The organism is Burkholderia sp. Tr-862 (assembly GCF_011753085.1).
In the GTDB taxonomy this organism is placed as follows: domain Bacteria; phylum Pseudomonadota; class Gammaproteobacteria; order Burkholderiales; family Burkholderiaceae; genus Burkholderia; species Burkholderia ambifaria.
In genome coordinates this window covers 41,921-66,888 of record NZ_VWWG01000019.1, presented here as the reverse complement: position 1 = coordinate 66,888, position 24,968 = coordinate 41,921, and the positions used below count along the sequence as shown (strand labels likewise).

Sequence of the window (24,968 nt, the reverse complement as noted above, 5' to 3'; positions counted from 1 at the left end):
AGTTCTGTATCGGCACCAGGTCGACGGTCGTATTGAAGTGGCCGAGCAGGTTCCTCAACATGATGCTGTACATCAGCCCGAGCTTCGAGTACGGGTCGTTGGCCGGGTTGTCGTACAGCACGAGCGTATGTGCCGTCGTGGCCTGCGCGCACGCCGTGCTCGGCAACGTCATTTGAGCGAGTCCGGCAAGCAGGGCGATGACAAGCAAGATCTTTTTCATGGCCGTTTTCCCCTAGTCACGTTGTACGTTGCCATTGGCTTTCTTGACAGACTTCCTGCTGAACTTGGGGCGCCCAGTCTCCTTGTATGCGTTCTCCCACTCCTCTTCGGACATGCCTGGCTTCACGTTGACGTGCATCGAACCGTTCGGTAATGGAGGAGGTTTGATCTTTACCGTAGATGAATTGCCCTTCTCCTGCGCCTTCGCGTCCGGAACAGTGACGGCGAAGGCGAGCGCGGAGACTAATGTGACGAGTGATCCGACGATGCTCAGCCCGTTCCGAAAATGTCGATTGTGACGAGAAACCATGATTTTAATCCTTTGACATGCTAAATAATTTACACTCGTTGGAGGAACGAGCGTGATGACGGGGAGTTATTTCGTTATCTTTTCTTGAGCACGTGATGCCGGACAAAAATCCGGGATCTTATGGCTTTGCCTTAAAGCTAGAACCGTACCAGCCGTCGCAAGTGGGCATAGGACCAAGGCACCAAAGTCGGCGCGTCACGGCGATCCAAAATTGTCTCGATAAAACGTTTCAGGCATGCAACGTTTCCGCTGTTGCTGATGTCATCCGTCGCGCGTGCGTGTAGCGCGAGCGCAACCCATGTGTGATCGCCGAACGCGCGGTCAATCCATGCGACCTCGGCCGTGAGCTGCGTTGGCCGCGAAGTCCAGCGACAGGATCGCGACGCAATCGGGCAAGTCGCGCAGGCGCGTAAAGGGGGCTTTCGGATGCTCGAGATCGAGCAGCGCCAGGCGGTGTGCGCCACTCTTGCTGCGCGTGCGCGTTGAGCGAGACCAAGTCGCAGCGGTCGCCGTAGCCGTCGCGATTCATCGCGAGCGCGGTGAATGCCAGCGCGGGCGCGCCGTCGGCGGCCGTCAACCGGAAGTGCGAGCCGACGATGAGCGGCGGGCCGGCAGACTTCGCCTCGACGTGCGCGCGCACGACGCCGGCGAGCGAACACTCGTCGGTGATCGCGATCGCGCTGTATCCGAGCTGCGCCGCGCGGGCGACGTATTCCTCGGCGCGCGACGCCCTGTGCAGAAACGAAAAGTCCGATGCGACCTGCAGTTCAACGTAGGCGGGCAGGGCGCCGAAAGTGCCGGCGTTCATAACGGATCAGCCAAACAGGCCGTGCAGGAAGAAGCGTGATTCACTGTCGTCGCTGGCCGTCGGCCGTTCCTTGTAGATCCAATGGGGGGCCGGGACAAGGACGTTCTCCGCACCCAGGCGCGCGCTCAGTAGTTCGAGCAACCATGCGTGATCCTGCGGCGTGCTGCCGGGCTCCGGGAACAGCGAGTCGCTCGGCGCGGCCGCTTCTTGCACGCTGCGGGCGACCAGGCGCACGGCAATGACAGGCCCGGCGAGTTCGACGTGTCCAAGTCGTTCCTTGACAAGCCGCGTGAGGTGTTCCTCGAAGCGGGTAGGGGCGCCCAATGCGATTTCGATCTCGGTGGGCGCGATCGCGTCGCGACCGCGCTCATGCTCGAGCAACAGCGCGAACGCCGCGACGTCGAGCTGATTCGCGGTAAGTCAGCCAGTCAGCTGCAGGATCAACCTCTCGGTGGTCACCGGTGCGCTGGTCGGCGTCGAGGCGCTCGTTCGCTGGCGACATCCGCACGAAGGAATCGTCGATGCCGCCCGTTTCATTGAACAGATCGAGCAGAATGGGTTGGTGGATGCGCTAGTCAGAGCGGTCCTGCCCGCTGCGCTACGGGAGATCGCGGCGGGCGAATCGATCGGTCCCGCGCTGCGGCCCAGCGTCAATCTCTCCATCGACAACCTTCGCGCGCTCGACTTCCCCGATTTCGTCGCGAACGCCGCAGCCGAGGCCCGTTTTCCGCTCTCGCGGCTGGTGATGGAAGTCGCCGAACGAAGGCTGGCCCACGGCCCGCTTTCGTCGCTGTACATCCTGACAAGGCTGGGACTCAAACGGATCAGCTTGTCCGCCGATGACTTCGGAATGGGGCACGCGTCGTCCGCACAGTTGCGCGATTGCCAGTATGACGAGATCAAGATCGACCGCAGCTTCGTGCACGGCGCGTGGGCGGACGATTCGCTCGACGCCATAGTACGCGCGAGCCTGATGCTCGCCGGGCATCTGAACATGGCAACCGTCGCGGAAGGGGGCGAAGATGCAGACGACTTGCATCATATTCGCGCACTGCAATGCGAGCGCGCGCATACCCACTAAGTGGCATGGGACTTTGTGAGCGAGATCGTGTCGATTTCTACCCCAGCCGCTGGTGGAAGGCCTTCCCTTAATTTTGATGCGGTTTCCCGGGTGGGCAATCGATTGTGTCAAACGCCGTGCAGCGGGCCCCCACCGTCCCGGTGCGACGGAGGATTGGGGCTGAAACAAGGTCCGCGATGATTTGCTGTCGCGCATACGGCGTTGCTCGGCCCGCATCTACCGCAATACTTGTCGTCGGATCGGCTGTCCATGTTCCTTTTTTTGGTACGCGATTGTCACGCCGACGCTGCCATCAAGCGTTACCCCGGTTGATTGCCATGCTTGATTCGCTTGAACCGTGATCGCTACCGGATGAATGTTCTGTTGCATTTTTTCCCCGTAAAAATAGAAAACGGCGTTGAATCGAGATCGCCGATGAGGGACCGCAGATTCGCACGCGGTGCGATCGGCCATTCAAAGCAAGCCGATTAGCGTGTCGTAGAAGCAGACGGCGGCGCATACTCGAAAGTCGGTGCTGCGTGCCGCCCATGCGGATCGTCCGGCAGAGGTGTGTTCACGAGCCGCTGGAACAGGTCCTTCAGCCTGAACATGTTGCCAATGCCTTGCTCGAGCAGCGCGGGTTCGCCGTTGAATGCGCGCTGGATAATGCGCAGAAAATCCCAGTAGGCGACGTTGAACGCCTCCGCGTTCGCGTGAATCTCGGGAGCGTACCGGTAATCGGCAAGCTTGCTGTTGGGCTTGATCGGAATCGCGGCCGCCCAGTCCACCTCGAAGTGCGCGCCCCGCGGACCGGTCTCGACCGTATCGTTCCACTGATACTGGCGCCCGGCGAGCAGTTCGCTGAAGCGAAAGTAATGAGCAACCTCCGGAAAACCCTTGAACTGTTCGCGATTGCCGGTCCAGATCGTGTCGGTGACGCCTTCGCCTTGGTCGCGGACCGTCTGCAGCGCGAGCAGCGCGGAGACGATGTCGGTCACTGCGAAGGCCGCGCCGGCGCCATCGTAGTAGTAATCCGCGGTGACTTGCCGGGACGGATGGCCACTGAACACGAGTGCTTCGCCATACCGATCGACCAGCGCACGCAGCTTCGCTTCAATGCGCAAATAGAACTCGCCGATCGTCATCGCGCCGCTGGCGGGCCCTGCCTCGAACAGCACTTGGACGCGAATTGCCGCCGGCCGCTCGATGGCGCAGCCTTGCTCCACCGCCTCGCGCGAAAAGCCGAACAGGTTGACGGTGACGCCGTCGATGTCGAACGGCAATGGCGACGGATAGTCCGGCATGAACGACGCTTCATCGGTACTCGGCGTGCCGCCTAATGCGTTGATCACGTTGGCCACCAGCGTCAGGTGCAGCATTTCCTCCACGGCTACCGAGCGCAATACCTCGAGCGCCTGCCAACTGCTCTTCGGCGCAAGCGTATACAGCGCGGTCAGATAGGGTGGAATGGTCGCATGCTCGAGCTTCAGGGCCTGTTGTAGATCATTCAGCAGATCGGCGCGATCGGTCGCGAACGTGGTCGATCCGATCGCCTCGGCCAGCTCGCGAAAGGTCCGATCGAGTGTCGGAATAGTCGCATCGAGACCAGGCTGTGGTAACGCTAGCGGCAGATCGGCATGATCGGCGTCGTAACTCCCACGCGCCTTTGCATCGTTGTAGTCGTCCAGCAGGCGGACTTGTTCGAGCAGTTTCATGCGGTCACTCCGGTGATGGCTTGCGGGTGCCGGCCGAGGGCCGTGTCGATCCGGTCTGCGGCCAGGCAGCTCAATGCGGCGGCGGTCAGCGTCGGATTGGAGGTGCCGCTGGTGGTCATGCTGCCGCAGCCCACCAGGTACAGATTGTTATGGTCCCAGCTGCGCAGATCCGCGTTGACGACCGAGTCACCCGGAGAGCTACCCATTCGGTGTCCGCCCATGTAGTGGCCGGCCCCTTGGTAGTTGAAATGCATTTCGTCGTAGTCGAATCGCGGCCGATGGTCGAAGAACGTCGTGTGATCGGCGATGCCGCACAATTCGAATACGCGCTTGACTACCTTTTTTGCCAGCACGAAGCCGCCGCGCGTGTAATCGCCGATGTCGTAGTGAATGACTGGCCGGTAGTTGCCCATCACGTCGCGATAGCGATCGTCGATCGTGACTTTGTTGCCCGCTTCCGGCAATTGCTCGACGAGGAACGACAGGTGAACCTGCCGGGTCACGCGATCGATCAGTGCACGTTGCAGACCGCGCCCCCACAGCCTTTCCTTGCCGATGAATTCCTGCACATCGGCGCCCGGGGCGCCGGTCGGCCATGCCCATCCGTCGTTGCCGATCTCGATGCGAAACGAAGCGTGGCGGTCGCGAAAATTGCCCCATCGCAGCCCTTCGATGCCGGAGGTCGCAAGCGGTCCACGGAACGGCCAGACCTGGTTCGGCAACAGGCCCCAGGTCAGATAGACCGGATGGTCCATCAAGCCAACGCCGACGAGGCTACTATTGCGCGCGGCGCCCGACGCGAGCAGGAGCTTTGCATTCTCGACCGGCGCCGCACACAGCGCCACCACGTCACCTTGTGCAACGTACGTCTCGTGCTGGGGATCGTCTGGCTTCGCATAGCTCTGTACGCGCACGCCGGTGATGCGTCCGGTATCCGAATCGATCAGCAATTGGGTTGCGACACATTGTGTGACGAGTGTCACCAGGTCCCCGCTCGCCACCAGCGTCTTCATTGCGTTGTACTTCGCCTGAATCGGACAGATAGGTACGCAGCTGCTGTTGCCCATGCAGCGATGGCCGACCGCCCGGGAGCTGACCGAGCCGATGGGCTGATAGCCTTTCCCACCCTCATAGGCCTGATTGGGTATGCCGTTGCGCGCGGCCGGCGTGGATGTCACGTCGAGTGGATGCACATCGGCGTCCACATTGTAGGTATAGCCTTTCAGCGATGCGGCCATTGCCTGATCGACGACGCTCTGCGGCAACCCATGCATCGGATATACATATCCGTGCGGGAAGAACTGTCCGTGATAGGCCTGCTCGTCGACGTTCGCCGAGACCCCGATCTCTCGCTCGGCCTCTTCGTAGTAGCGCGAAAACGTCTCGTATTGCAGCGGCCAGTCTTGCGCGACGTCATAGAGCGAACGCATGCGGAAATCGTCGGGCAGCATGCGCAACGACGTACCCAGCCAGTGCAGTGTGGTACCGCCCGTATAGCGCGTGTACGAGCTGCGATATGGCTGAGGGCCGCGTTGAACGAAATAGCCGTCGGCAGACGGGGCGTCGGGGCCAGTGATGGTAGTCTGCAGTTCGGTGGGTTGCGGCGCGTTCGGGTTGTCGGGATAAGGCGCCTGCGGAATCTTGATCGACGCCTGGTAGAACGTCTCGAGAAACCGGTTGTAATGCGTGAAGTTCAGGCCCGAGCCAGTGCCCGCCTCCAGCACCAGTACGCGGCGGCCTCGCTCGGCCAGACGCTTGGCGAGAATTGCGCCGGACACGCCCGCGCCGACGATCACGGCGTCATAGCGGCGCGCCAGCGCAGATTGAGCAGCTTCGATCTTCATCTGAATCCCCGGTGTGTTGGCAGGCCGTACCTGCCGATGGACGCGCGGCGGCCTTCACAGCGATGTACGCCGTAACGTGTGTTGCATGTGCACATGCGGGAGCGACTATGCAGTGTCAGCGGAGCGGCGAAGGGAGTGGCGGCCGGGACCAAGAGTCCCATCCCTGTTGCTTTGCGCCGCCCGGATGGGCGCCGATCAACGGCCACACCAGCGCTTCCTGATACGCGCGCGAAGAAATGACGCGGTCCGGATCGCTGGGGCCCGCGCTCCACGCGCCGGTGTACCAGGCGTACATGAGTTTGCAGGTAAGTGGACCGTCCGATGGATCGGCGAGCAGGACCGCGACGGCCTCTGCCTTTTGCGGCCCGTCTGGCGGCAGGGCGGCAAGACGCTCGCTCCACGCGTCGAAGCGCTGAAGTCCAATCTGTTCGATGAAAAAATCGCAGAGGTCCTGGCCGATGCCGGTACCCAGCAGCGTGATCGATGAGAACTCGAGGATCTTGGAACTGCCTTTCATGAAAATCGAAAGGCGCCGCGCAGCACTATCGAGCGAGTCGATATGGTCGGAACTCATGGTCTACCTGCCCCCGAAGTGACATAGCGTGGGTCAAACCGATCGCGCTTTTTACTTTTCCGTAAAGCTAGTTGTTAGTTTTTGGATCGTTGAACGGTTTGTGCGGGAAACGTTCTTGTCTAGATCTATTGGAAATACGATATAAGACGAGAAGCGATTTTTCCACCTGTAAAGGTAGACAGGTGTTTCCGACCTTTGTAGGGATGCTGCCCCGATTCAATCATTATCTGCTGAGACGTTGCCGTGGGCGCCGGGATTGAGATCTCAACCTCCTGTCAGGATTACCAGCTTGCTCACATGCCATCGCTAGGCATGTAATTTGAGCGCAGCGGCGCTAAGCGTGATACGGATGACGACGCATCGCCAAGCATGAAATTGGGCAATCACTTCCGCTTTTCAAAGCCTCTCTGAAGGTCGACTTAGCGACTCGGCCATTGCTGCATCAATCGGGACCGTGATCTCACGGATCGCTGAAATCGATGTGCTTCCGGATGCCCTGGAGCCCCAACATGCACGACACAACGCATCGCTATGACGTTATCGTTGTCGGTGGAGGGCCCATGGGCCTGTCGACCGCCTACCATCTCGGCAAGCGCAAGGCCAGGACGCTGGTGCTCGAGCAGTTCACCTTCGTGAACCAGCTTGGTAGCTCGGCTGGCGTGTCGCGCCAGTTCCGCATTCCCTATCCCGACGCCTACATGGTCAAGCTGGTCAAGCAGTCGATCCCCTATTGGGACGAGTTGCAAGGCTTGACGCCGCTGCCGCTCATGGACACGGTCGGCACCTTGTGGTTCGGCGATCCGTCAGTCAAGTCGACAGAGGGCAATATCCCCGCCGCCGAGCAAGCGCTGAAGGCCGAAGGGGTTGCCTATGAAACGCTGGATGCGCGCGAATTGGAGCGGCGTTTTCACTTTCGCAATCTGCCGTCGACGTATACGGGACTATTTCAGGCCCAGGGCGCCAGCATCGATCTCGCGGCCACGCAGCGGACGCTGCTCGACTGGAATCAGCGCTCTCCGTTCGTGCAGCTGTTGCAGGAGGCGCCGGTCATCGGCATCGAGCGTCGGCAGGGCCTCTTTGAAGTGAAGACTCCGCTTGGGACCTTCAGTGCCGAAAAGCTGGTGCTGACGCCGGGCCCCTATGCCGACGACGTGTTCAAGCTGCTAGGGTTCCGTATCGCGGCGACCTACTGGAATATGGCCTCGGCCTACTACCGCAAGACTCGGCCGGATATCCAGTACCCCACCTGGTTCGTTTTCCAGAACCCGGTGGGCGACAACGGCAATCAGTTCTACGGCTTCCCGGAGGTGGCCTGGAATTACCCAGGCTATATCCGTGTCGCCTCCGATTTCGTCCTCGCGCCACTGACGTCCCCCGATCAGCGCACGCCCATTCCGAATCCTCAGGAGCTCGCGTTCACGGCCGAGTGGGTCGGCGAGCATATGGAGGGTCTCGAGCCGGTTCCACGCTTCACGTCGACCTGCCTCGTTGCACTCAGCAAGATCGAGAACAAGGAATTGCTGATCGACTTCGCGCCCGACTATGTGCCGAACCACCGCGACATCGTCATCTATGCGACCGGCTGGGCCGGAAAGTTCGTTCCGCTGCTAGGCGAAATTCTCTGCCAGTTGACGCTGGACGGGCATACCCCATTCGACATCTCGCATTTCTCCACCGGTAGCCGCTATTTCAACAAGCTGGCCTGAGCACAGGCCGCGCATCTACGGGAGCAGGACACCATGGCAAGCAAGACCTATTCGATCTTCGGGTGCGGTGCCGCCGGTCTATACACGGCCTGGCGACTGTTGAATGGCCAGACGCGACCGGGGGGCGATCCGCATCGGCAGTTGCAGCAGGGCGACGTCCTGGAACTCTTCGACTGGGGCAAGTACGATTTTTCGAAGGAATTTCAAGGCACCCGTGCACCCGGTGCCCGGGTCTGCACCTGGCACTACCAGAACAATCCCAACCATTCGTACCTCGAATTGGGCGGCATGCGCTATTCGCAATGGAACGGCAAAAACGACGGTAAAGCGCAGGGCCACCGGCTGGTCACGACGGTGATCGCCAAGCTCGGGCTCGACCGCTATGCCGTGCCTTTCAACGAATCGAGCAATCCCCTCTACTACCTGCGCGCCAGGAATCTCTATCAAAACGATATTTCGTCGCGCACGCCGGCGCCGTACGCGGCCAACAACTTTGCTGCCGCGACCACGCCCGACCAGGGCTTCGCCGTCGTCGAAGCGTTGTCGGTCACGAGCACCAGTGGTCCGAGCACACGCAAGCAGTGGGACGCGTTTTATCAGCATGGCCGCATCACGGCCGAACTGCCGTCGAGCTCCATCTTCCAGAAAGGCGATTTGCTCAAGGACATCGGCTATTGGAACCTGATGTACGACCAGCTCGGCTCGGAAGGCTATCAGTACGCCGCTGACGGCAACGGGTACTCGTCCAACGTGATCAACTGGAATGCCGCGGTCGCCTTCGAGGCGAACAACGAATTCACGCCGGGCAATCAGTACATGACGCTGACGACCGGCTACTCGGGCATGTTTCACGCATTGTTTGCGGCCATTGAGCAGTTGGCGACGCAGCGAGGCGTCACGCTTCAGTATTACCCGAACCAGCGGCTGCGCTCCATCCATGTCGAGAACGGCGTCGTCCATTACACGATCGCGAAGCGGGAAGATCCCTACCGGGAGGCTGCCCGTCAGACCACGGCGGCCGCCTGGCTGGCCATGCCGCGCGCGGCGCTCGAACAGGTTGCCCAGGGCTCCCGCTATGACGATCGGGGCGGACTGGACGTCCTGAACGACCGGAAGGTCAAGCTCTATCTCGAGTCGGCCATCATGCAGCCGTCTTACAAGGTCGGCATGTTCTTCGAGAATGAATGGTGGTTGGACCCGGTTACACCCTATCCGCCAAAGATCAACGGCTATGAAGTAACGGATGCCGTGATCGCGTCGCTCACGGAGCAGGACTTTCCGCCGGTGTTCGTGCAGGCGATGTCCGGTTCGGACACGATCCTGAATGTCCAGTTCGCGAGCGCCGACGAGCTGGTCAAGGCTGCGGAAGAAGCTGCCGGCGAGCGGATGACCGTCAAACAGGAAACGTTGCTGCTCGCCGTCGCAAAGCGCAACACCATGGGACCGAGCGTGACCGACACGCCGATCCGCATGGTGGTCTACTTCGGCAATAACGCGGCTGACAAGGATGCAAAGCCGGTCTACGGCCTGCTGGCTTCCTACGACGACGAAACCTTCACGACGTTTTGGCGCGAGTTGGAGCTCGGGCCGAACGAAGAGCGGCATGTGCCGATCGCCGACGATATCCAACCCCTGATCGGGCCGCGCAAGGTGCCCGACAGAATGGTCAAGATGTTGCGAAAGCAGCTGGCGGAATTGCACTTTGGGCCGAATTCGGACTTTGCGAACGTGCCCGAGCCGCTCGAGGCGGCCTATGTCGACTGGTCGCTGCCGCCGTTCCGTGCGGGCTACCATGCGTGGGCCGCGCACTACGACGTTGCCGACGTCCAGCAAAAAATACGCAAGCCCTCGCAGCTGATTGACGGCAAGGATGCGCCCATCTTTATCGTCGGGGAATGCTACTCAAACGATCAGGCTTGGGTGGAGGGCGCCTATTGCACGGCGGAATCGGTGCTCAACGATTTCTTCGACATCGAGCCGTTGATTGATGATTCGGAATACCCGTTCATCTGCCAGCCACGCTGATTGTTCGGCGCATACGGTCGCAGTTGAACGTGGCGCGGATCTCTACGGAGAGCTGGAGCCGGGAAAAGCGAGCGGGACGGGCGGTGACGCGCCCGCTCAAACGACCGCGCGGCCAGTCGAAAGACTGGTTGGCGCGCATCAATACTGAAATACCAGCCATTCCCTGCAGTTCTGCACGACCCTCTTTTTCAGACGTAGTCAATAAGGAGCGGCAATGCAATCTCTCAGACTGTGGCGGCATCTCGCGCCCGGCGGTTCAACCGTGGAGCGGCTTGCGCTTGGTGAGCCGGCCGCCGAAGACACTTCCATCAAGCATCTGCTCAAGCATGAGCTCTCGACGCGCGACTACGTCACCTATCTGCTGTCCATCGACGCGGAAATCGAGCATTGCCTGATGGTGCAGTATCTGTACGCCGGCTATTCGCTGGGCGGGCCGCAGGTGCCGGAGGCGTTTCGCGACACGGTCCGCAGTTGGCAGGAAACCATCCTCGGCATCGCCAAGGAGGAGATGGGCCACCTGATCACGGTGCAGAACGTGCTGCGCCTGATCGGCTCGCCCTTGCATTTCGAGCGTGACGATTACCCGTGGGATACACCGTTCTATCCGTTCCCTTTCATGCTCGAACCGCTGACGCTCGATTCGCTCGCGAAATACGTCTATACGGAGGCGCCGCTCGATTGGGACGGCGGCGAGCTGGGCAAGGATATCCGCCGGCGCGTCGGCGAGCAGGCATCCCAGCCTCATAAGGTCGCCGAGCTGTTTCATACGCTGATTCCGCTCGTCAGGGACCACCTGCCCGATGATGTCTTCCAGGCCGACACCTACCGCTGCCAGGCGGATTTCGCCGAATGGGGACGCGGGTATAAGGGCGGCCACAGGGGCAGCGGCGGCGGTCGCTCTCTAGGCGGAACGCCGGACGTGCTCGTGATGCCCGCCACCTCGCGCGACGACGCGGTGAACGCGCTGGATAAAATCTCCAAGCAAGGGGAGGCGCCCCACGGCAAGGATCCCTCGCATTTCGTGCGCTTCTTGCGGATCTATGTCGAGATGCTGGCGGTCCTCGAAGGCGAGCTGTGCGGCGCCGACATCTGGCTTGCCGCACGCCCCGACGACTTTCTCGAAGAAGCCTGGACGGAAGCCTATCCGGCAGCGGCGGCCGAGCTGCACGCGGCGAAGGTAGACGACACTTGGCGGCCTTCGCGGCCCGTCGCAGTCAATCCCTACGTGGCGCTCGACCCCGAACTCGAGCCGGAGCAGGGCGGCGCACCCGTGACGCCCATCACCGAGCCGGTGACCCAGCTGTGGGCGTCGCTGTTCAACCTGCGCTACCGCATGCTGCTGCAGTACCTGATCCACAGCTTCACGCTCTACGGCGGGCTCAATGCGGCCGGGCAGTTCACGCCGCGCGGCACGATCGTCAATGCGGCGTTCGGCGAGATGTACAACCTGCGCGCGCTCTCGGAGATCCTGATGCAGTCGCGCGTGTCGATGGAGCCGGACGCGTCGCTCGCGGGGCCGCCGTTCCAGATGCCCTATACGCTCGACAGCCCGTTCGGTGAGGCAAACCGCTGGCGCGGGCACCTCGATCTGCTCGAGGCCTCGGAGAACCTCGTGGCGGCCTTGCTGGCCATGACCGATGCCGCGCGCCATCCGTATTTGCTCAGTCTGCGCGAAGCCGACAGGAACCTGGCCGCCGTCGTCAGGCGCATCCTGTCCGGCGATGTCGACCTGGCGCTACTCTAGGAGCCGCACATGCCAATACTGGAACTCCGGATTTTGCCGCCCATCGCGGTCGGCAGGCTGGGCGCCGCGGCGACGCCGCTGGAAGCGTTCGACCTCGTCGTTGATCCCGACAACCCGCTCGACTTTCGACGCATCGTGCCGCGCACCACGCTGGAGGTGGATCCCGAAAGCGGCGAGATCGTGAAGGCCTATGTGCCCGACACGATTCGCTTCAAGGACGAGAACAAGAAGGTGCGGCCTGTTGCGCCTTTTCTCGAAGTGTTTGCGCGCACGAGCGAGGCGCCCGATACGCTGCAGCCGCTCACGCTGCAATTGCTCGCGGCGGAACAACTCGATCTCGACGCGCTGCATTGGGATATCCATCTGGGCAACATCAAGATCTACCGCCGCACCAACGACACGAACGACAAGATCCATGCGAACCTGACCGGCCTCAAGGATCACAAGCGGCACGCGATGCACGGCCATTGCGAGCACTTTCGCCCGGGGCGGCCTCTTCCGCTCGGCCACGTCCAGTTCATCAAGCCGACGGCGCAGTTCCCCGAGATCCGCCTGCGCTACACTCCTGCCGCCGGTCTCGTGTACGGGACGCGGCTGGTGCGCCGCACCTCGGACGACGAACGCGAAGACGAACTGAAGCCCGATCCCGTCATCGATCGCGACCATCTCCTGCTCTACGCCGAGACGCCGGGCAAGTGGCTCGGCTTCAGGGAGGCGGGCGGCCCCACGAAGGCGCATCCTGCGCCGACCAACCCCGCGCAGATTTTTGCCGGATACGCCGACAAGGATGGCAATCAAGTCAGTTGGGGCTATCTCGACGACGAATGCGATGGCCATGTGCAAGTCGTGCTGACGAGGAAGGACGGCTCCACGCTGCGCGCGCACGGCTATATCGGCGCCGGGCCGCCGGCCTATGCGCCCGATACCATGCCGGTGCGCGTGGTGTCTGACGAGATGGAGCAGATTCTTTACGGCATCCACGTCCCGGAAGAGAGCGTATCGATCGACGAAGCCACGCAGATCGTCCTGCGTGCGCTCGAGACGATCCGCCTCATGAACACCGCCGTCATGAACGGCAACCCGATCAACGGAAGGCTCAACGTCGCGAGCACGATGGTGCGGCAGAACACGGCCGACTTCGAGCGCTATTACGAGCCGATCGCCGCCGAATCGATCGTCGACAATCTCGCGCTGCGTGCGCTGCACGAGCGCGTGTTCAGCACGCTGGCGGCGGGTGGCGCGCCGTGGTTCGCCAAGCTGCTGCGCCAGCCCGAGGACATCGGCGACCTGACCGCCGAGGGCTTGCGCAAGATGCCGGCCCTGATGCGCGGGGCGGATGGCCGTAGCCTGACGCTCACGCGCCGCCACATCAACCTGGTGATCAAGGCGGCGCGAGACGCGATGTTCGGCCAACCTGATCCGGAGGGAGACAAGCATGTCGGCTAACGATCCGAACGTTCCGAAAGACCTCGAGCAGCCCGGCAACGGGGAGATCCGCGCGTCCAACCTGACCGCGCAGATTCACCATCGCGGCGTGGGCAACCCGGCCTCGGCGCTGCCGCGCACGGCGATTTCGAATTGCTTCCCGGGCCTGGAGTTCGATTTCCGCAATCTCTGGCGGCGCGCATTCGTGGGCATTACCCTGGTCGAGAACAACAACTACGTCGTCGATGCGGAGCCGGGCTACGAGCATCTCAAGACGCGCCGCCTGCTGAGCTTCGACGGCCACAAGGTCGGCACGATGGTCCTCACGAAAGGGCCGGTGCTGCCAGACGGGGATCCTGTCACGCTGGCGAGCAAGCCCAATCCCCATGCGGTGTCGTTCATGGAGTGGTCCAACTCCATCGCCCGCATCGTGCATTTGCAGGGCCAGTCGGTCGAATGCGAATTCACGGCTCACGAGAACGCCCTGGAAGAGGTGTACTACCACCAAGGCAAAACCGAGACCCTGAAGGCGACGCTCACGCTGAGGCGCTTTTTCGAGGGCGACACCGCCAGCTTCAACCTCGAGATGCTGAAGCCGGGCGAGCTGACGCAAGGCCTCTGCGCGCCCTGGCAGAACGACTATCGCGAATGCGCGTGCTACTACTGGGCCGCGTCGCGACCCGACTTCGTCAATGTCGAGCCGGGCGACGACGGGCTGGCGCGCGGCGACATGTGGCTCTCCAAGCGCCGCACGGGCACGTACGTGCCGGACAATCGCGTCGACACGCGGTTGTGGTCCTACGACGATCTGTTCCGGTCCTGGCAGGAGGATCTGCAGTTCGTGATCCGCGGCAAGGATGCCGATGAAACCTGACCCCGCCGTCGAGCCACTCGCGCCGCTTGCGTCGGCGATGGCGGCGCGCATCGTCGCGGCGTCGCGCCCGCGGCATCCCGGGATCCACGTGGTCGAGGATGCGGAGGGCGCGCAACTGTTGCTCGTGAACGGAAGCCGCCTGTTTCATGTGCCGCACGATCTGCATGACGTGTTTCAGGCGGCGCTCGAGGACGGGGATGCGCAGGCCGTCGCGTCGCTGGTCGCGAGCCGCGGGCTCGACATGCGCCCGGCGATCGACGACGAGCCTTTGACCGAGATGCCGGTGCACGCGTTGTCGCTTGCCGTCGCGCAGAAATGCAATCTGGGCTGCACTTATTGCTACGCCCAGCAAGGGGAATTTGGCGGCAAGGCGAAGAACATGCCGCTCGAAACCGCGCTTACGGCAGTCGACCTGCTGATCGAGCAGGCGAGCGAGGGCGGCAAGATCAATCTTGCATTCATGGGCGGTGAGCCGCTCGCCAATCGCGCGGTGCTGCGCGCGGCGACTGTCCACGCGCGGGAGCGCGCCGATGCCCGCGGAATCCGATGCCAATTTTCAGTGACGACGAACGGCAGTCTGCTGCAGGAAGACGACGGGGCATTCTTCGAAGAGCACGGCTTCGCTGTCACCGTCAGCCTCGACGGCCCCGCGCCCGTGCATGACCGCTTGCGTCCGTTCAAGGGCGGCATGGGCTCGTTCGATCACATCATCGAGCGCGTGACGCCGTTGCTTGCGCGCCAGCGGCGCATGCAGGTCTCGGCGCGCGTGACCGTCACGCCGTTCAATCTCGACTTGCCGAGCACGCTCGATACTTTCGTCGACATGGGGTTCCACAGCGTCGGTTTCTCGCCGCTGCTGCGCGCATCGAACGGCCGCGCGGAAATGGGCCCGGACGATATGGCGGACATGCTGCAAGGGATGATCGCCTGCGGGCTCGCGTTCGAGCAGAAGGTCATGCGCGGCGAGCGCTACCCGTTCTCGAACATGCAGAACGCGCTGCGCGAAATCCAGCGCGGCACGCATCGGCCGTATCCGTGCGGCGCAGGGGCGGGGTATTTCGGCGTCTCCGCCGATGGCGAGCTGTCGGCGTGTCACCGCTTCGTCGGCGACGAGGCCGGCGTCATGGGGCATCTCTCCACCGGCGTCGATCAGGCGCGCCAGACGATCTGGCTCGCCGAGCGTCACGTGCACAAGCAACAGCCCTGCAATGCATGCTGGGCGCGCTATCTTTGCGGCGGCGGGTGCCATCACGAGGTCCTCGAGCGCGGACGCAGTGCCTGCGATTACATCCGCGGCTGGCTGCACTATGCAATCGGCGCGCACGGCAGGCTCGCGCGCTATGCGCCGGCCTGGTTTGCCGGTTCGCCTGGTGCGTCGTCTAGTGGTGCGGGAAGAACGGCGTGAATCGCACGTTCGACATGCTCGTGACTGGCGCCGGTCCCGCTGGCCTGTGCGTGGCGCTTCGCTTGAACCATCTCGGGCATCGCGTGCTGCTCGTCGAGCGAAGCCCGCTATGGCCTCGTCCGCAGATCGGAGAAGCGCTGACGCCGGGTGTCAGAAACATCATCGGCTACCTCGACGCGGACGAGGTGCTCGATTCCGTTCCCATCCTCGCAGGCACGCCCACGAGCGTACGTTGGACGAGCGAATCGATCGAGACGGTGGCGCACGACGGCGCCGTCGTGGAGCGCGCCGCATTCGATGCGGCGCTGCTGCGCTTGGCCGTGGCGCGCGGCGTGGAAGTGCTGCGGCCGGCGAGCCTCGCGCAAGTCGACGGAGCGCCCGGGGCCTGGCGCGTGCAAATCGCTACGCCCGACGGGCTGCGGAACGTCGAGGCGCACGTGCTGCTCGATGCCCAGGGCCGGCAGAGCCGGCGCGAGCCGCAGCGCTTGCACGCGCCTCGGCTGTCCACGGTATGGGCCGAAGCCGCGATGGAAACACCGACTGCGCATGCCGATGCCGCCACGCGCGTGGAAGCGCTCGATGACGGATGGATGTGGGGCGCTGCGCTGCCGGGCGGCCGTTACCGCGTTATGTTCACGTTCGATCCCTCCGCGCGGGACGACGCGCTCGAACGCGAGCCGGAGTCTGTCTTGCGCAACGCCTGCACGCGAAGCGCGTTGTTCAAGGACATGGCAGGTTTGCCTTGGTGCGATTCGCCTCGCATGTGCGTATCGACACCCTACGTCGACGCGCTCTCCTGGCAGGACGGACGCATCAAGCTCGGCGACGCGGCCTTCGCGCTCGACCCGATCTCGTCGTCGGGCGTCGAGAAGGCGATGCGCTTCTCGCTCCAGGCCGCTATCGCGATCAACACGTGGTGCCGGGCAAGCGATGCCTCGGAGCGCGAACTGGCCCAGCGCTTTTACGAATCGCGCCTGATCGAAAGCGCGGCGCGTCACCTCGCATGGACCGCCGGGTACTACCGTCAGGCATGGTGCGCCGAATCGCCTTTCTGGCGCCTGCGCTCGACGCCCGCATTGACGACCGATACGGTTGCGACGTCCTCGCTCGGCGACGAAACCGCGGCGCGCGTAGACCTCATGACGCACGCGCTGCAAGACGAATTGGCGCACGTGCCGTCGAACCAGCCCCAGCCCAGTGAGCCCGCGCCTCCGCTGCCCTTGCACAGTCCGATCCGCTTTGCCCGCAATACCGGCATTGTCGTGGTGCCTTGCGCGACCGGCGACCGCGTCACCGCGCATCCTGCCTTGCAGCATCCGAGTCTTGATCGACCCGTCGCGTTCTGGAATGGCGTGGCGCTGTTTCCGCTCCTCGACATGCTGACGCGGGCAACGCATCCGCTCGAACTGATTGCGTTTCTCGGCAGATCGATGGAAGCGGCCAGGGCGCAACAGCTGCTCGAATGGCTGTGGAGCAAGCAAATGGTCGAGCCCGCTGTCTTCGGCGCGTGACGCCGATTGTAGTCGCCCGTGTTCGAGAGTGTCCGCGATTTTGACAATACTGTACAAACAGTATAGTGATTTTTTGCATGAATTGAATTCGGCTGCGGTCTGTCCGGGGGCAGATCCGCCTTGCGGCAAAGCGTTTCAATTCTGAAACGCATTCGGTTGATTTTGCCGTCATCACTTCCTGATTAACCTCGCCACATCTCCGCAAAGCATTGAAATGCCTAAGCAGGAACGATGCTTGCATGACAAGCGGTGTCGACGACGCGCGATCAAACCTACTAGACCAGTAGAGTGTGTTTCTCCTGCGGCTGAGTTTTCTCCGCCGCAACAACACGCAGTCGGACTCGCGCGTCCTTCCGGGACGTCGGCGCGTCCGAGTGGACGGCGGTACAGAATAAGTTGCAAGTGCAACCAGTCGGCGTCGGGGACCCAGAATCATGACATCCACGTTCACGCTGGTGCTACTCAACTGGGAAATCGTGATGAGCATGCCTGCAACCTTCACGTTCGCTTTGCGATACGGAGGCAACGCGACGTTCTACGCCCGGAGCGCTGGCTATCCAGCAGGTGCCGCTGTATATCTGCTCGCGGCGCATCTGTCGGATGCGCCTGCGTCGTTAGCTGACAGGTTCTATCGAGCAAACAAGGTTTTCGAACTAACCACTCTCGATGCGCACAAGGATCTGTCTTACGGTTATGCCATCGATCTCGGTGGGCATTTGCTCGCGTATCGGATCGACTCTGATACCGACGAGTGGGAAAGAATCTTCTCAGGGCACTATGCCTCATTCATCAATGGACATGCGCCCGCCGATGCTCTTCGCGACGGCACCCTTAAACTGATCAAGACGTCGAGCATGGAAGGTTGTCGCGAATGGGTCACTCGCGGGCAGCTCATTAAGCGTCATGCTGACGCTGTCACCGCACTGGCATCCCATCGCGAGCGATTTCCGGACTGCACGGAAAGCATTGCAAGCTATCAAAGCAAGGTCGCCGCGCTCGATCTTGCGCTGCAGCGATATTACGAAGAAGAGGGCTTCGAGTGAGTCCTTCGTTGGGCGCGTTGCACGCGTCCACTGCAGAACAAGGATCGAGATATCTAACGCCATCTGCATCCATGCCCCGTGCGAGTTGCAGCCAATCGTGAACGATTGACCGGGCGAGAGGAAGGAGGGCGGAACAATTTTCTTATGGTCTCGTGCGTCTGCTCAATCGACGCGACTGGTAACGCTTCCGAACTAGGGCATCTACCTACGGAGCGGCGCACCGGATTCAATACTAAACGGATACAATAAATCCACTAAACGAACATCGTGCTTTCGTGGGAAATAGTTGGGTTGCCGGACTTGCCTTCGAGCCTTCCAGACAGGCAGATGCAAGGTCTGCGTCGAACCACACAAGGGAGCGTACGAATGACGAGTTTCACGCCGGATCAACTGGTTGCGTCAAGCAAAGCCACAGCGGCCGCCATGTTTGCGCTTGCGAATCAGGCGTTCCACGGTTGCGGGCAAATGATCCAATTCAACCTGCAAGCGGCTCGACAGGCGCTTGCCGAAAACGGCTCGTATTGGTCGGAAACACTGTCATACATGGCTCCGGAGCAAGTCATCGCCCACCATACGAAGCTCATGGAGTCGAGCACGAAGCACGCGTTAATGTATGGCGGTCAGCTTGCCGCCAGTGCGTCGAACAGCCATGCGGAATGGTTGAAGATCGTCGGATCGCAAATCGAATTGCATTCCCGCAGCCTTCCGCGCTTCTGAACGTCTTGCGCGAGGCACACACCGGCCTGCACAAACGTTACGACGAGCACGCCGACTGCGTCGTTTCGGTCGCGGTCATGTACGTGCGTCGCGTTGTTGTTGGCACCACGGCGATGTGGCGCCATGCGTCGGCGCATGCATCCATACCCGAATGTTTCGATGCGAGGACCCTATGCTCACGATGCTCAGTCCGCACGAAATCACCACGTTGATGATGGTGGGGGACGCCCAGGACCAGATTGGATCCGACCGCGAAGAGCTTGTCACGTTATTGGAGCGCCAACTGATCGCCTTCGATCCTCTGGCGTCAGATGATCGGCATATTCAGGTGACGGCGAAAGGTCATGCCGTCCTGAAAGCGGTCTCGCGAATTCGCTAAGCGGAGCGGGCAATTCGGCAAGGCCTGTCTGGTCTATTCAAGCAGGCCGGTCAGCGAAATAGTCGCCCATAATTCCCAGCCTAGGTGGGAGTCGCCTGTCGCCCGGACTGGGCGCAATGACGGAGGCAACGATGGACGGATCATGGGTTGGGATTGTGGTCGGGACGTTCGTGCTGGCCCTCGCGGCGATCGCCGTCGCGAGCCATTATCGCCGTGAGCATCGTCGTGCTGAATTGCTCAGGAACCTGGATCACCACGACTGGTGTCGCTGGACACATGCTCATCGAGTCAGCTCACGCGCAGTGAAACGATGAGACGGTGTTTGCATACAAGCGGACTCAAGGTTGCTGTTCATCGGTGCCTCGACATGTTCGGATTGACGTTGCAGCCGGCTCATCCAATCCGGGTGTCCGATGGTGACGTTATTGGCCCGCGGACACATCTTCTGCGGTCACGTGCTCGCGACGGGCGATCCCTTTTGCAGCAGCTTGCCGAATGCCACCGGTTCAAGTGGATGGCCAAGCAGGAATCCCTGTACCTCGTCGCACATCAACGTTTTAAGCTGTTCCAGTTGCGATACGGTTTCGACACCCTCCGCGACCACATCCATTTTCAGCGTGTGCGCCAAGGCAATGATTGCTCGAACGATCGCGCTGCCTTCAGGGTTGTGCCTGTCGAGCTCATGGGTGAAGAAACGGTCGATCTTCAATTGCTTCGCACGAAACCGTTGCAGGTAGCTCAGGCTGGAATAACCGGTGCCGAAATCGTCGATCGCCACTTCAAAGCCGTTTTCCTGGAATTCGTGAATCATCGCAGTCGTGTGCGCGGCGTCCTGCATCGCCACAGTCTCGGTAATCTCGAACATGAGCTGCGCGGGTTTCACGCCCTCATTACTCAGGATTCCGAGAAAATTCGCAACCAGATCCGACTGGGCTAACTGTCGAGGCGACAGGTTGATGGCGACCTGGAGGGGCGGTAATCCGTCTGCTCGCCACCGCTTCAAGTGGCGGCACGTTTCTCGTACGACCCAGTAACCGATTTGCACGATCTGCGCCGTGCGTTCGGCGATGGGGATGAACTCCGCCGGCATCAATGTACCGAGTTCCGGATGGTTCAGCCGCAACAGCGCTTCGGCGCCGCTCAGCGCGCCGCTGCCACCGTGGAATTTTGGCTGGAAATGTAGCTCGAAGTAGCCGGCGACCAGGGCTTCGTGCAACGCGCGCTGGACTTGCAACTTGCGGTTGGCCGCCACGTTCATGTCGCCCTGGAAGAACCGGTATGTGCTGCGTCCGGCGCGCTTTGCCTCATACATCGCAACGTCGGCATGCTTGAGCAGTACTTCCACGGTCTCACCGTCACGTGGGTATAGCGCAATGCCGATACTCGGCGTGACTTGCAGCGGCTGAGCGTCGTTCCAAAGGCCCTCGCGCATCCGGTTCATCACGTTTTCCGCCGCACGCTCGACATCGGCGACGGACGAAACATTTTCCAGTAGAACCACGAATTCGTCGCCGCCCAGGCGCGCCACGGTGTCGCTGGCGCGCACGCATTGCTGTAATCGAAGCGCAAATGCCTTCAACACTTCATCGCCCGCGGTATGTCCAAGCGAATCGTTGATGGTCTTGAAACCGTCGAGATCCATGAACAGCACGGCAAACTCGGCTTGGGATTGACGGTCTGCGTGGATCGCAGACTCGATGCGCTCCATCAATGTGCGGCGGTTCGGGAGGTCGGTCAGTTCGTCGAATTGCGCCATGCGAACGATCTCACCGTTGAGCCGCGTGACAACACTCGCAAGAAATGACGTCCGTGCCCCCGAGCGGCTGAGCACGAGCGTCACGATCAAAATCGCCAGCGTGGAGAGCGTCACCGCCGTGGTGAGCAGGGGCGTCGCGATCTCGTGCGTCGCGCCGCAAATCGACCCCGGCAGGAACGTGGCGGCGGCATTCGCGGTGTAGTGCATGCCCGTTATCGCGATGCCCATGACGCAAGCGCCAGCGACTCTCTTGATGTTCAGCTGGCGTTGATTGGCGGCGTTGAGGGATTGCGAAATCCAGAGTGCGGCGCCGGAGGCGACAATTGCGATGCCAATCGATGCAGCAACCAGCACGGGGTCGTAGGTGATGGCCGGCTGCATTTTCATCGCAGCGTCCCCGGTGTAATGCATGCCGGCAATGCCCAGTCCCATCAGGATGGCGCTGGTGACGAGACGCCCAGGCGATAAAGACGCGCGCGAGACGATGTACAGGGCAAACCACGACACGACGATGGCGATAGCGAGCGAGGCACCCGTAATCGCGAAGTCGTAGCCGAGCGAAATGGGCAGCGCAAATGACAGGACGCCGATGAAGTGCATCGACCAGATACCGATACCCATTGCCATGCCGCCGCCGGCTATCCACGCCTGACGCCGCCGCTCATGGCTGAGCAGGGCAATTCGGCTGGAGAGGTCGAGTGCCGTATAGGCCGCGAGCGTTGCGACTACCAGAGACAATGCAGCAAGCCAAGGGTTATAGGTACCGTGCACAATGAATTTCCCCGTTTTCCGCTACCGATAACGTGCGTGTCAGTCGAGCCAGGACGTGGCTTCGGCGAGCATTATACGGACCGTGGATTGGCGTGATCCGATCGTGACGTGCGCCTTTCGATTGAGCGGGGGCGGGCTTTCGTCAGACGTTTTCGTCAAACACCATCGCCGCCTTTGGGGAAACGTGACGGTGGTTTCCTGACATCCCTTTGTGATCAACGCATTGCGGCCGATCCCCGGATTGCCGACGAGCCAGTGTCCGGAAACCAGGTCGACGTCTTCGCACACTGGGACCCGCAAGCCGCCCCGCTCGCAACTACGGCGAACTGACGCTGTCTACACGCATACCTCCACGCCGAGCGCCTACTATGGTGCCAAGATCAGCTGGGTGAACAACGGTTGGCAACTGAAGATGCGCGATGGCCGAACGATGTTCTTCGCAGAGTGCGCGGGATGCTCGAACTCTCGAATGGCCGCGCTTCGTGAGTTTGACGATCACCTGGGAAACAAGCTGACACTGACACGCGATGCCTACGGGAACCTGACGCTCATCAATAACCCGGATGGCCGTTTCATTAGCTTGACCTATGACAGTTCCAACCGGGTGACGCAGGCGCAGGACAGTATCGGCCAGACCGTCACTTACCAGTATGACTCGAACGGCCGTTTGGCGCAGGTCACCGATCCTGATGGGGGTATCGAGCACTACACGTATGACTCCGCGAACAACATGCTGACGGTTACGAGGCCAGGTGGTCAGGTGATGTTGACCAACCAGTACGACTCGCACAACCGGGTAGCGCAGCAGACACTTGCCGATGGGGGGATTTACCAGTTTGCCTACACGCTTGATGGCAGCGGGAATGTGACGCAAACCAGTATCACGGATCCGAACGGCAACGTGCGTCAGATCGTGTTCAACAGCAGTGGCTACTCGACTAGCGCGACTTGGGCAGTAGGTAAGCCGGAAGCGCAAACTTTTACCTACGGCCGAGGTGCTGGGACCAACTGGCTGACCTCCAACACGGATGCGCTGGGGCGCACCACGAGTTACACGTACGACACTGCGGGTAATCTCGCGACAGTAACCGCGCTATCGGGAACCTCGCAGGCAGTCACCGGCACCTATACCTACGAGTCGGTGTTTAACCGCCCGACCACCTATACGGACGGGCTTGGGCACACCACGACCTACCGGTACGACAGCTCGGGAAATCTCTCCGAAATCGACGATCCGCTGACCAACGCCACTCACTTTACCTACAACAGCCTTGGGCAGATGACCGGGAGCACTGATCCGCTAGGCCATGCGACAACGTTTAGCTATCAGTATGGGGATCTGGCAGGCATCACCGATCCACTCGGTCGCACGGTTACACGCTACACCGATGGCATCGGCCGGCTAATGTCGGTTTCCGACCCGCTGGGAAATCGCACCGTGTTTGACTATAACGGGCGGAGCCTGCCGACTCGCGCGACGGATGCGCGCGGTGGCATCACGAGCTTGGCCTATGACGCCAACGGCAATCTGACGACCTTCACGGACGCTCGAGGTGGAGTAACGAGCTTTGCCTACGACGCTAAGGAGCGGCGAGCGAGCCGCACTGATCCACTGCAGGCGGTTGAGACCTACGTCTACGACGGCAACGACAACCTCACGAAGTTCACTGATCGGAATGGCAAGATCGCGACGTTCAGTTACGACGGGCTCAACCGCGGTGTATCGGCTGCCTACGGGCAGACCAGTTCCGGAGGTAGCCTGACGGCGCCCGATGCGACGGTGGCCACTACCTACGATGCGGGCGACCGCGCTACCCAAATCACCGACAGCCAAGGCGGCACCATCACGCGCACCTATGATGGTCTTGATCGCCTCACGGCCGAGACCACATCGCAGGGTAGCGTCGCGTACGTGTACGATGCCGCGAGCCGGCGGACCAGTTTCCAGGTGTCGGGCCAGAATGTAGTCACGTATGGCTATGACAACGCGAATCGCCTCACAGGTATCACGCAGGGTAGTGCGCAGGTGGCGTTCACCTACGATGCCGCGAGCCGGCGCTCCACGTTGACTTTGCCCAATGGGATCGTTGCCACCTACAACTACGATACGGCAAACCAGTTGACCGGTATCTCCTATGCGAACGGCAGCACTAGCGTTGGCAACTTGACCTATGCGTATGACAACGCCGGCCGGCGTACGCAGATTGGCGGAACGCTCGCCAACATGAACCTGCCGGCAGCGCTCGCGAGTGCAACCTATGACGCGGATAACCGCTTGACCAACTGGTCCGGTAATACGCTGACCTATGACGCAAACGGTAGTCTCACCGGCGATTTGCCTCACGTACGGGTGGGATTCGCGCGGCCGACTCGCTTCGTTGGCTGGGACTGCAACCGCAAGCTTTGGCTATGACGCGATGGGGCGACGATCCGCGAAGACAGTGAATGGCACGGCCACGAATTTCCTCTACGACGGGCCTAACACGGTGCAGGAACTGGCGAGCGGCGCGCCTACCGCGAATCTCCTGACTGGGTTAGGGGTCGACGAGACCTACAGTCGGGCCGACGGGGTCGGCGTGCGCAGCTACCTCAGCGATGCGTTGGGTAGCACGATAGCGCTCACAGACGCCAGCGACACGATCAAGACGAGTTATAAGTATGAACCGTACGGCAATACATCTGTAACCGGCGAAGTCAGCACGAACGCCGCTCAATACACCGGTCGAGAGAACGACGGAACAGGCCTATATTTTTATCGAGCAAGGTACTATCACGCAGGATTCAGTCGATTCGTGACCGAGGATCCGATTGGGTTGTCGGGCGGGGAAAATCTCTACGCCTATGTATATGGTAACCCCATTAATTTGACAGATCCTAGTGGTCGTTTCGGGCTGTGGGGAGCTGGGATCGGTCTCGTTTCCGGAGCTGCGGCCGGTTATGCATCAGGTGGATGGCAGGGTGCAGTGGCAGGCGGAGCTGTTGGCGCTGTTGTAGGCGCTGTCGCTCCACAAGTGGCGGGCGCATTCGGTGGCATGGCTGGAGCTGGAGCCGCCGGAATGTTTGCTGCTGCCGGAAGCACCGC

17 protein-coding genes and 3 pseudogenes are annotated in these 24,968 nt (G+C 61.4%); 12 read left to right on the top strand and 8 right to left on the bottom strand.

Annotation, left to right across the window (positions count from 1 at the left end; all coding sequences use genetic code 11):
* The 4 genes and pseudogenes from F3J14_RS09060 to F3J14_RS09045 all read right to left on the bottom strand — a co-directional run.
* A pseudogene (locus tag F3J14_RS09060) lies at window positions 1-220 on the bottom strand (papd-like protein); the annotation flags it as partial.
* A 12-nt stretch (window positions 221-232) separates the two neighbouring features.
* Entirely contained in the window at window positions 233-529 is a 297-nt protein-coding gene (locus F3J14_RS09055; RefSeq protein WP_166722684.1) for a hypothetical protein, read from the bottom strand.
* A 257-nt stretch (window positions 530-786) separates the two neighbouring features.
* A pseudogene (locus F3J14_RS09050) lies at window positions 787-1,337 on the bottom strand (PHP domain-containing protein); the annotation flags it as partial.
* Window positions 1,338-1,343: 6 nt separating this feature from the next.
* Window positions 1,344-1,784 (bottom strand): annotated as a pseudogene (locus F3J14_RS09045) (hypothetical protein); the annotation flags it as partial.
* Between the two features lie 4 nt (window positions 1,785-1,788).
* Between F3J14_RS09045 and F3J14_RS09040 the strand changes: the two are divergent.
* Window positions 1,789-2,418, top strand: a complete 630-nt coding sequence (locus F3J14_RS09040; protein ID WP_166722683.1) for an EAL domain-containing protein — start codon at window positions 1,789-1,791, stop codon at window positions 2,416-2,418.
* Window positions 2,419-2,885: 467 nt separating this feature from the next.
* Here F3J14_RS09040 and F3J14_RS09035 read toward each other — a convergent pair whose 3' ends face one another.
* The 3 genes from F3J14_RS09035 to F3J14_RS09025 all read right to left on the bottom strand — a co-directional run bounded on the left by F3J14_RS09035 (window position 2,886) and on the right by F3J14_RS09025 (window position 6,530).
* A complete protein-coding gene (locus F3J14_RS09035; protein ID WP_166722682.1) occupies window positions 2,886-4,112 on the bottom strand; it encodes a ferritin-like protein in 1,227 nt (408 codons plus the stop codon).
* A complete protein-coding gene (locus tag F3J14_RS09030; protein WP_166722681.1) occupies window positions 4,109-5,956 on the bottom strand; it encodes a GMC family oxidoreductase in 1,848 nt (615 codons plus the stop codon). Before F3J14_RS09030 ends, F3J14_RS09035 begins: the two co-directional genes overlap by 4 nt.
* A 115-nt stretch (window positions 5,957-6,071) precedes the next feature.
* Window positions 6,072-6,530, bottom strand: coding sequence for a hypothetical protein (locus F3J14_RS09025; RefSeq protein WP_166722680.1), 459 nt, complete (start codon window positions 6,528-6,530; stop codon window positions 6,072-6,074).
* Between the two features lie 479 nt (window positions 6,531-7,009).
* Between F3J14_RS09025 and F3J14_RS09020 the strand changes: the two genes are divergently transcribed.
* The 10 genes from F3J14_RS09020 to F3J14_RS08975 all read left to right on the top strand — a co-directional run bounded on the left by F3J14_RS09020 (window position 7,010) and on the right by F3J14_RS08975 (window position 19,359).
* A complete protein-coding gene (locus tag F3J14_RS09020; RefSeq protein WP_348771972.1) occupies window positions 7,010-8,236 on the top strand; it encodes an FAD-dependent oxidoreductase in 1,227 nt (408 codons plus the stop codon).
* A 33-nt stretch (window positions 8,237-8,269) separates the two neighbouring features.
* Window positions 8,270-10,261: a hypothetical protein gene (locus F3J14_RS09015; RefSeq protein ID WP_166722678.1), complete on the top strand. Its 1,992-nt coding sequence runs from the start codon at window positions 8,270-8,272 to the stop codon at window positions 10,259-10,261.
* Between the two features lie 214 nt (window positions 10,262-10,475).
* A complete protein-coding gene (locus F3J14_RS09010) occupies window positions 10,476-12,005 on the top strand; it encodes a ferritin-like domain-containing protein (protein ID WP_166722677.1) in 1,530 nt (509 codons plus the stop codon).
* Window positions 12,006-12,038: 33 nt separating this feature from the next.
* On the top strand, window positions 12,039-13,451 hold the full coding sequence (locus tag F3J14_RS09005; protein WP_247682168.1) for a hypothetical protein: 1,413 nt from the start codon (window positions 12,039-12,041) through the stop codon (window positions 13,449-13,451).
* Window positions 13,441-14,304, top strand: a complete 864-nt coding sequence (locus tag F3J14_RS09000; protein ID WP_166722675.1) for a hypothetical protein — start codon at window positions 13,441-13,443, stop codon at window positions 14,302-14,304. Before F3J14_RS09005 ends, F3J14_RS09000 begins: the two co-directional genes overlap by 11 nt.
* A complete protein-coding gene (locus F3J14_RS08995; protein ID WP_166722674.1) occupies window positions 14,294-15,709 on the top strand; it encodes a radical SAM protein in 1,416 nt (471 codons plus the stop codon). Before F3J14_RS09000 ends, F3J14_RS08995 begins: the two co-directional genes overlap by 11 nt.
* Window positions 15,706-17,220, top strand: a complete 1,515-nt coding sequence (locus F3J14_RS08990; protein WP_166722673.1) for a tryptophan 7-halogenase — start codon at window positions 15,706-15,708, stop codon at window positions 17,218-17,220. The genes F3J14_RS08995 and F3J14_RS08990 overlap by 4 nt, the downstream gene beginning before the upstream one ends.
* A 434-nt stretch (window positions 17,221-17,654) precedes the next feature.
* Entirely contained in the window at window positions 17,655-18,263 is a 609-nt protein-coding gene (locus tag F3J14_RS08985; protein WP_166722672.1) for a hypothetical protein, read from the top strand.
* Window positions 18,264-18,629: 366 nt separating this feature from the next.
* Window positions 18,630-18,980 carry a TIGR01841 family phasin gene (phaP, locus tag F3J14_RS08980; RefSeq protein ID WP_166722671.1) on the top strand — a complete coding sequence of 117 codons (351 nt, stop codon included), beginning with the start codon at window positions 18,630-18,632 and terminating at the stop codon, window positions 18,978-18,980.
* A 181-nt stretch (window positions 18,981-19,161) separates the two neighbouring features.
* Window positions 19,162-19,359, top strand: coding sequence for a hypothetical protein (locus tag F3J14_RS08975; protein WP_166722687.1), 198 nt, complete (start codon window positions 19,162-19,164; stop codon window positions 19,357-19,359).
* Between the two features lie 451 nt (window positions 19,360-19,810).
* Here the strand turns inward: F3J14_RS08975 and F3J14_RS08970 are convergent, their stop codons facing one another.
* Window positions 19,811-21,886 carry a bifunctional diguanylate cyclase/phosphodiesterase gene (locus F3J14_RS08970; protein ID WP_166722670.1) on the bottom strand — a complete coding sequence of 692 codons (2,076 nt, stop codon included), beginning with the start codon at window positions 21,884-21,886 and terminating at the stop codon, window positions 19,811-19,813.
* Window positions 21,887-22,274: 388 nt separating this feature from the next.
* Here F3J14_RS08970 and F3J14_RS08965 point away from each other — a divergent pair, with 388 nt between their 5' ends.
* Window positions 22,275-24,299, top strand: coding sequence for an RHS repeat protein (locus F3J14_RS08965; RefSeq protein WP_166722669.1), 2,025 nt, complete (start codon window positions 22,275-22,277; stop codon window positions 24,297-24,299).
* Window positions 24,300-24,968 lie beyond the last annotated feature (669 nt).

What these genes read in the sequence shown, in the direction of transcription:
- F3J14_RS08995 (WP_166722674.1), top strand. Translation starts at nt 14,294, where the DNA reads ATGAAACCTGACCCCGCCGTCGAGCCACTCGCGCCGCTTGCGTCGGCG.
- F3J14_RS09030 (WP_166722681.1), bottom strand. Translation starts at nt 5,956, where the DNA reads ATGAAGATCGAAGCTGCTCAATCTGCGCTGGCGCGCCGCTATGACGCC.
- F3J14_RS09035 (WP_166722682.1), bottom strand. Translation starts at nt 4,112, where the DNA reads ATGAAACTGCTCGAACAAGTCCGCCTGCTGGACGACTACAACGATGCA.
- F3J14_RS09020 (WP_348771972.1), top strand. Translation starts at nt 7,010, where the DNA reads ATGTGCTTCCGGATGCCCTGGAGCCCCAACATGCACGACACAACGCAT.
- F3J14_RS08975 (WP_166722687.1), top strand. Translation starts at nt 19,162, where the DNA reads ATGCTCAGTCCGCACGAAATCACCACGTTGATGATGGTGGGGGACGCC.
- F3J14_RS09000 (WP_166722675.1), top strand. Translation starts at nt 13,441, where the DNA reads ATGTCGGCTAACGATCCGAACGTTCCGAAAGACCTCGAGCAGCCCGGC.
- F3J14_RS09015 (WP_166722678.1), top strand. Translation starts at nt 8,270, where the DNA reads ATGGCAAGCAAGACCTATTCGATCTTCGGGTGCGGTGCCGCCGGTCTA.
- F3J14_RS09010 (WP_166722677.1), top strand. Translation starts at nt 10,476, where the DNA reads ATGCAATCTCTCAGACTGTGGCGGCATCTCGCGCCCGGCGGTTCAACC.
- F3J14_RS09055 (WP_166722684.1), bottom strand. Translation starts at nt 529, where the DNA reads ATGGTTTCTCGTCACAATCGACATTTTCGGAACGGGCTGAGCATCGTC.
- phaP (WP_166722671.1), top strand. Translation starts at nt 18,630, where the DNA reads ATGACGAGTTTCACGCCGGATCAACTGGTTGCGTCAAGCAAAGCCACA.
- F3J14_RS08985 (WP_166722672.1), top strand. Translation starts at nt 17,655, where the DNA reads ATGACATCCACGTTCACGCTGGTGCTACTCAACTGGGAAATCGTGATG.
- F3J14_RS09025 (WP_166722680.1), bottom strand. Translation starts at nt 6,530, where the DNA reads ATGAGTTCCGACCATATCGACTCGCTCGATAGTGCTGCGCGGCGCCTT.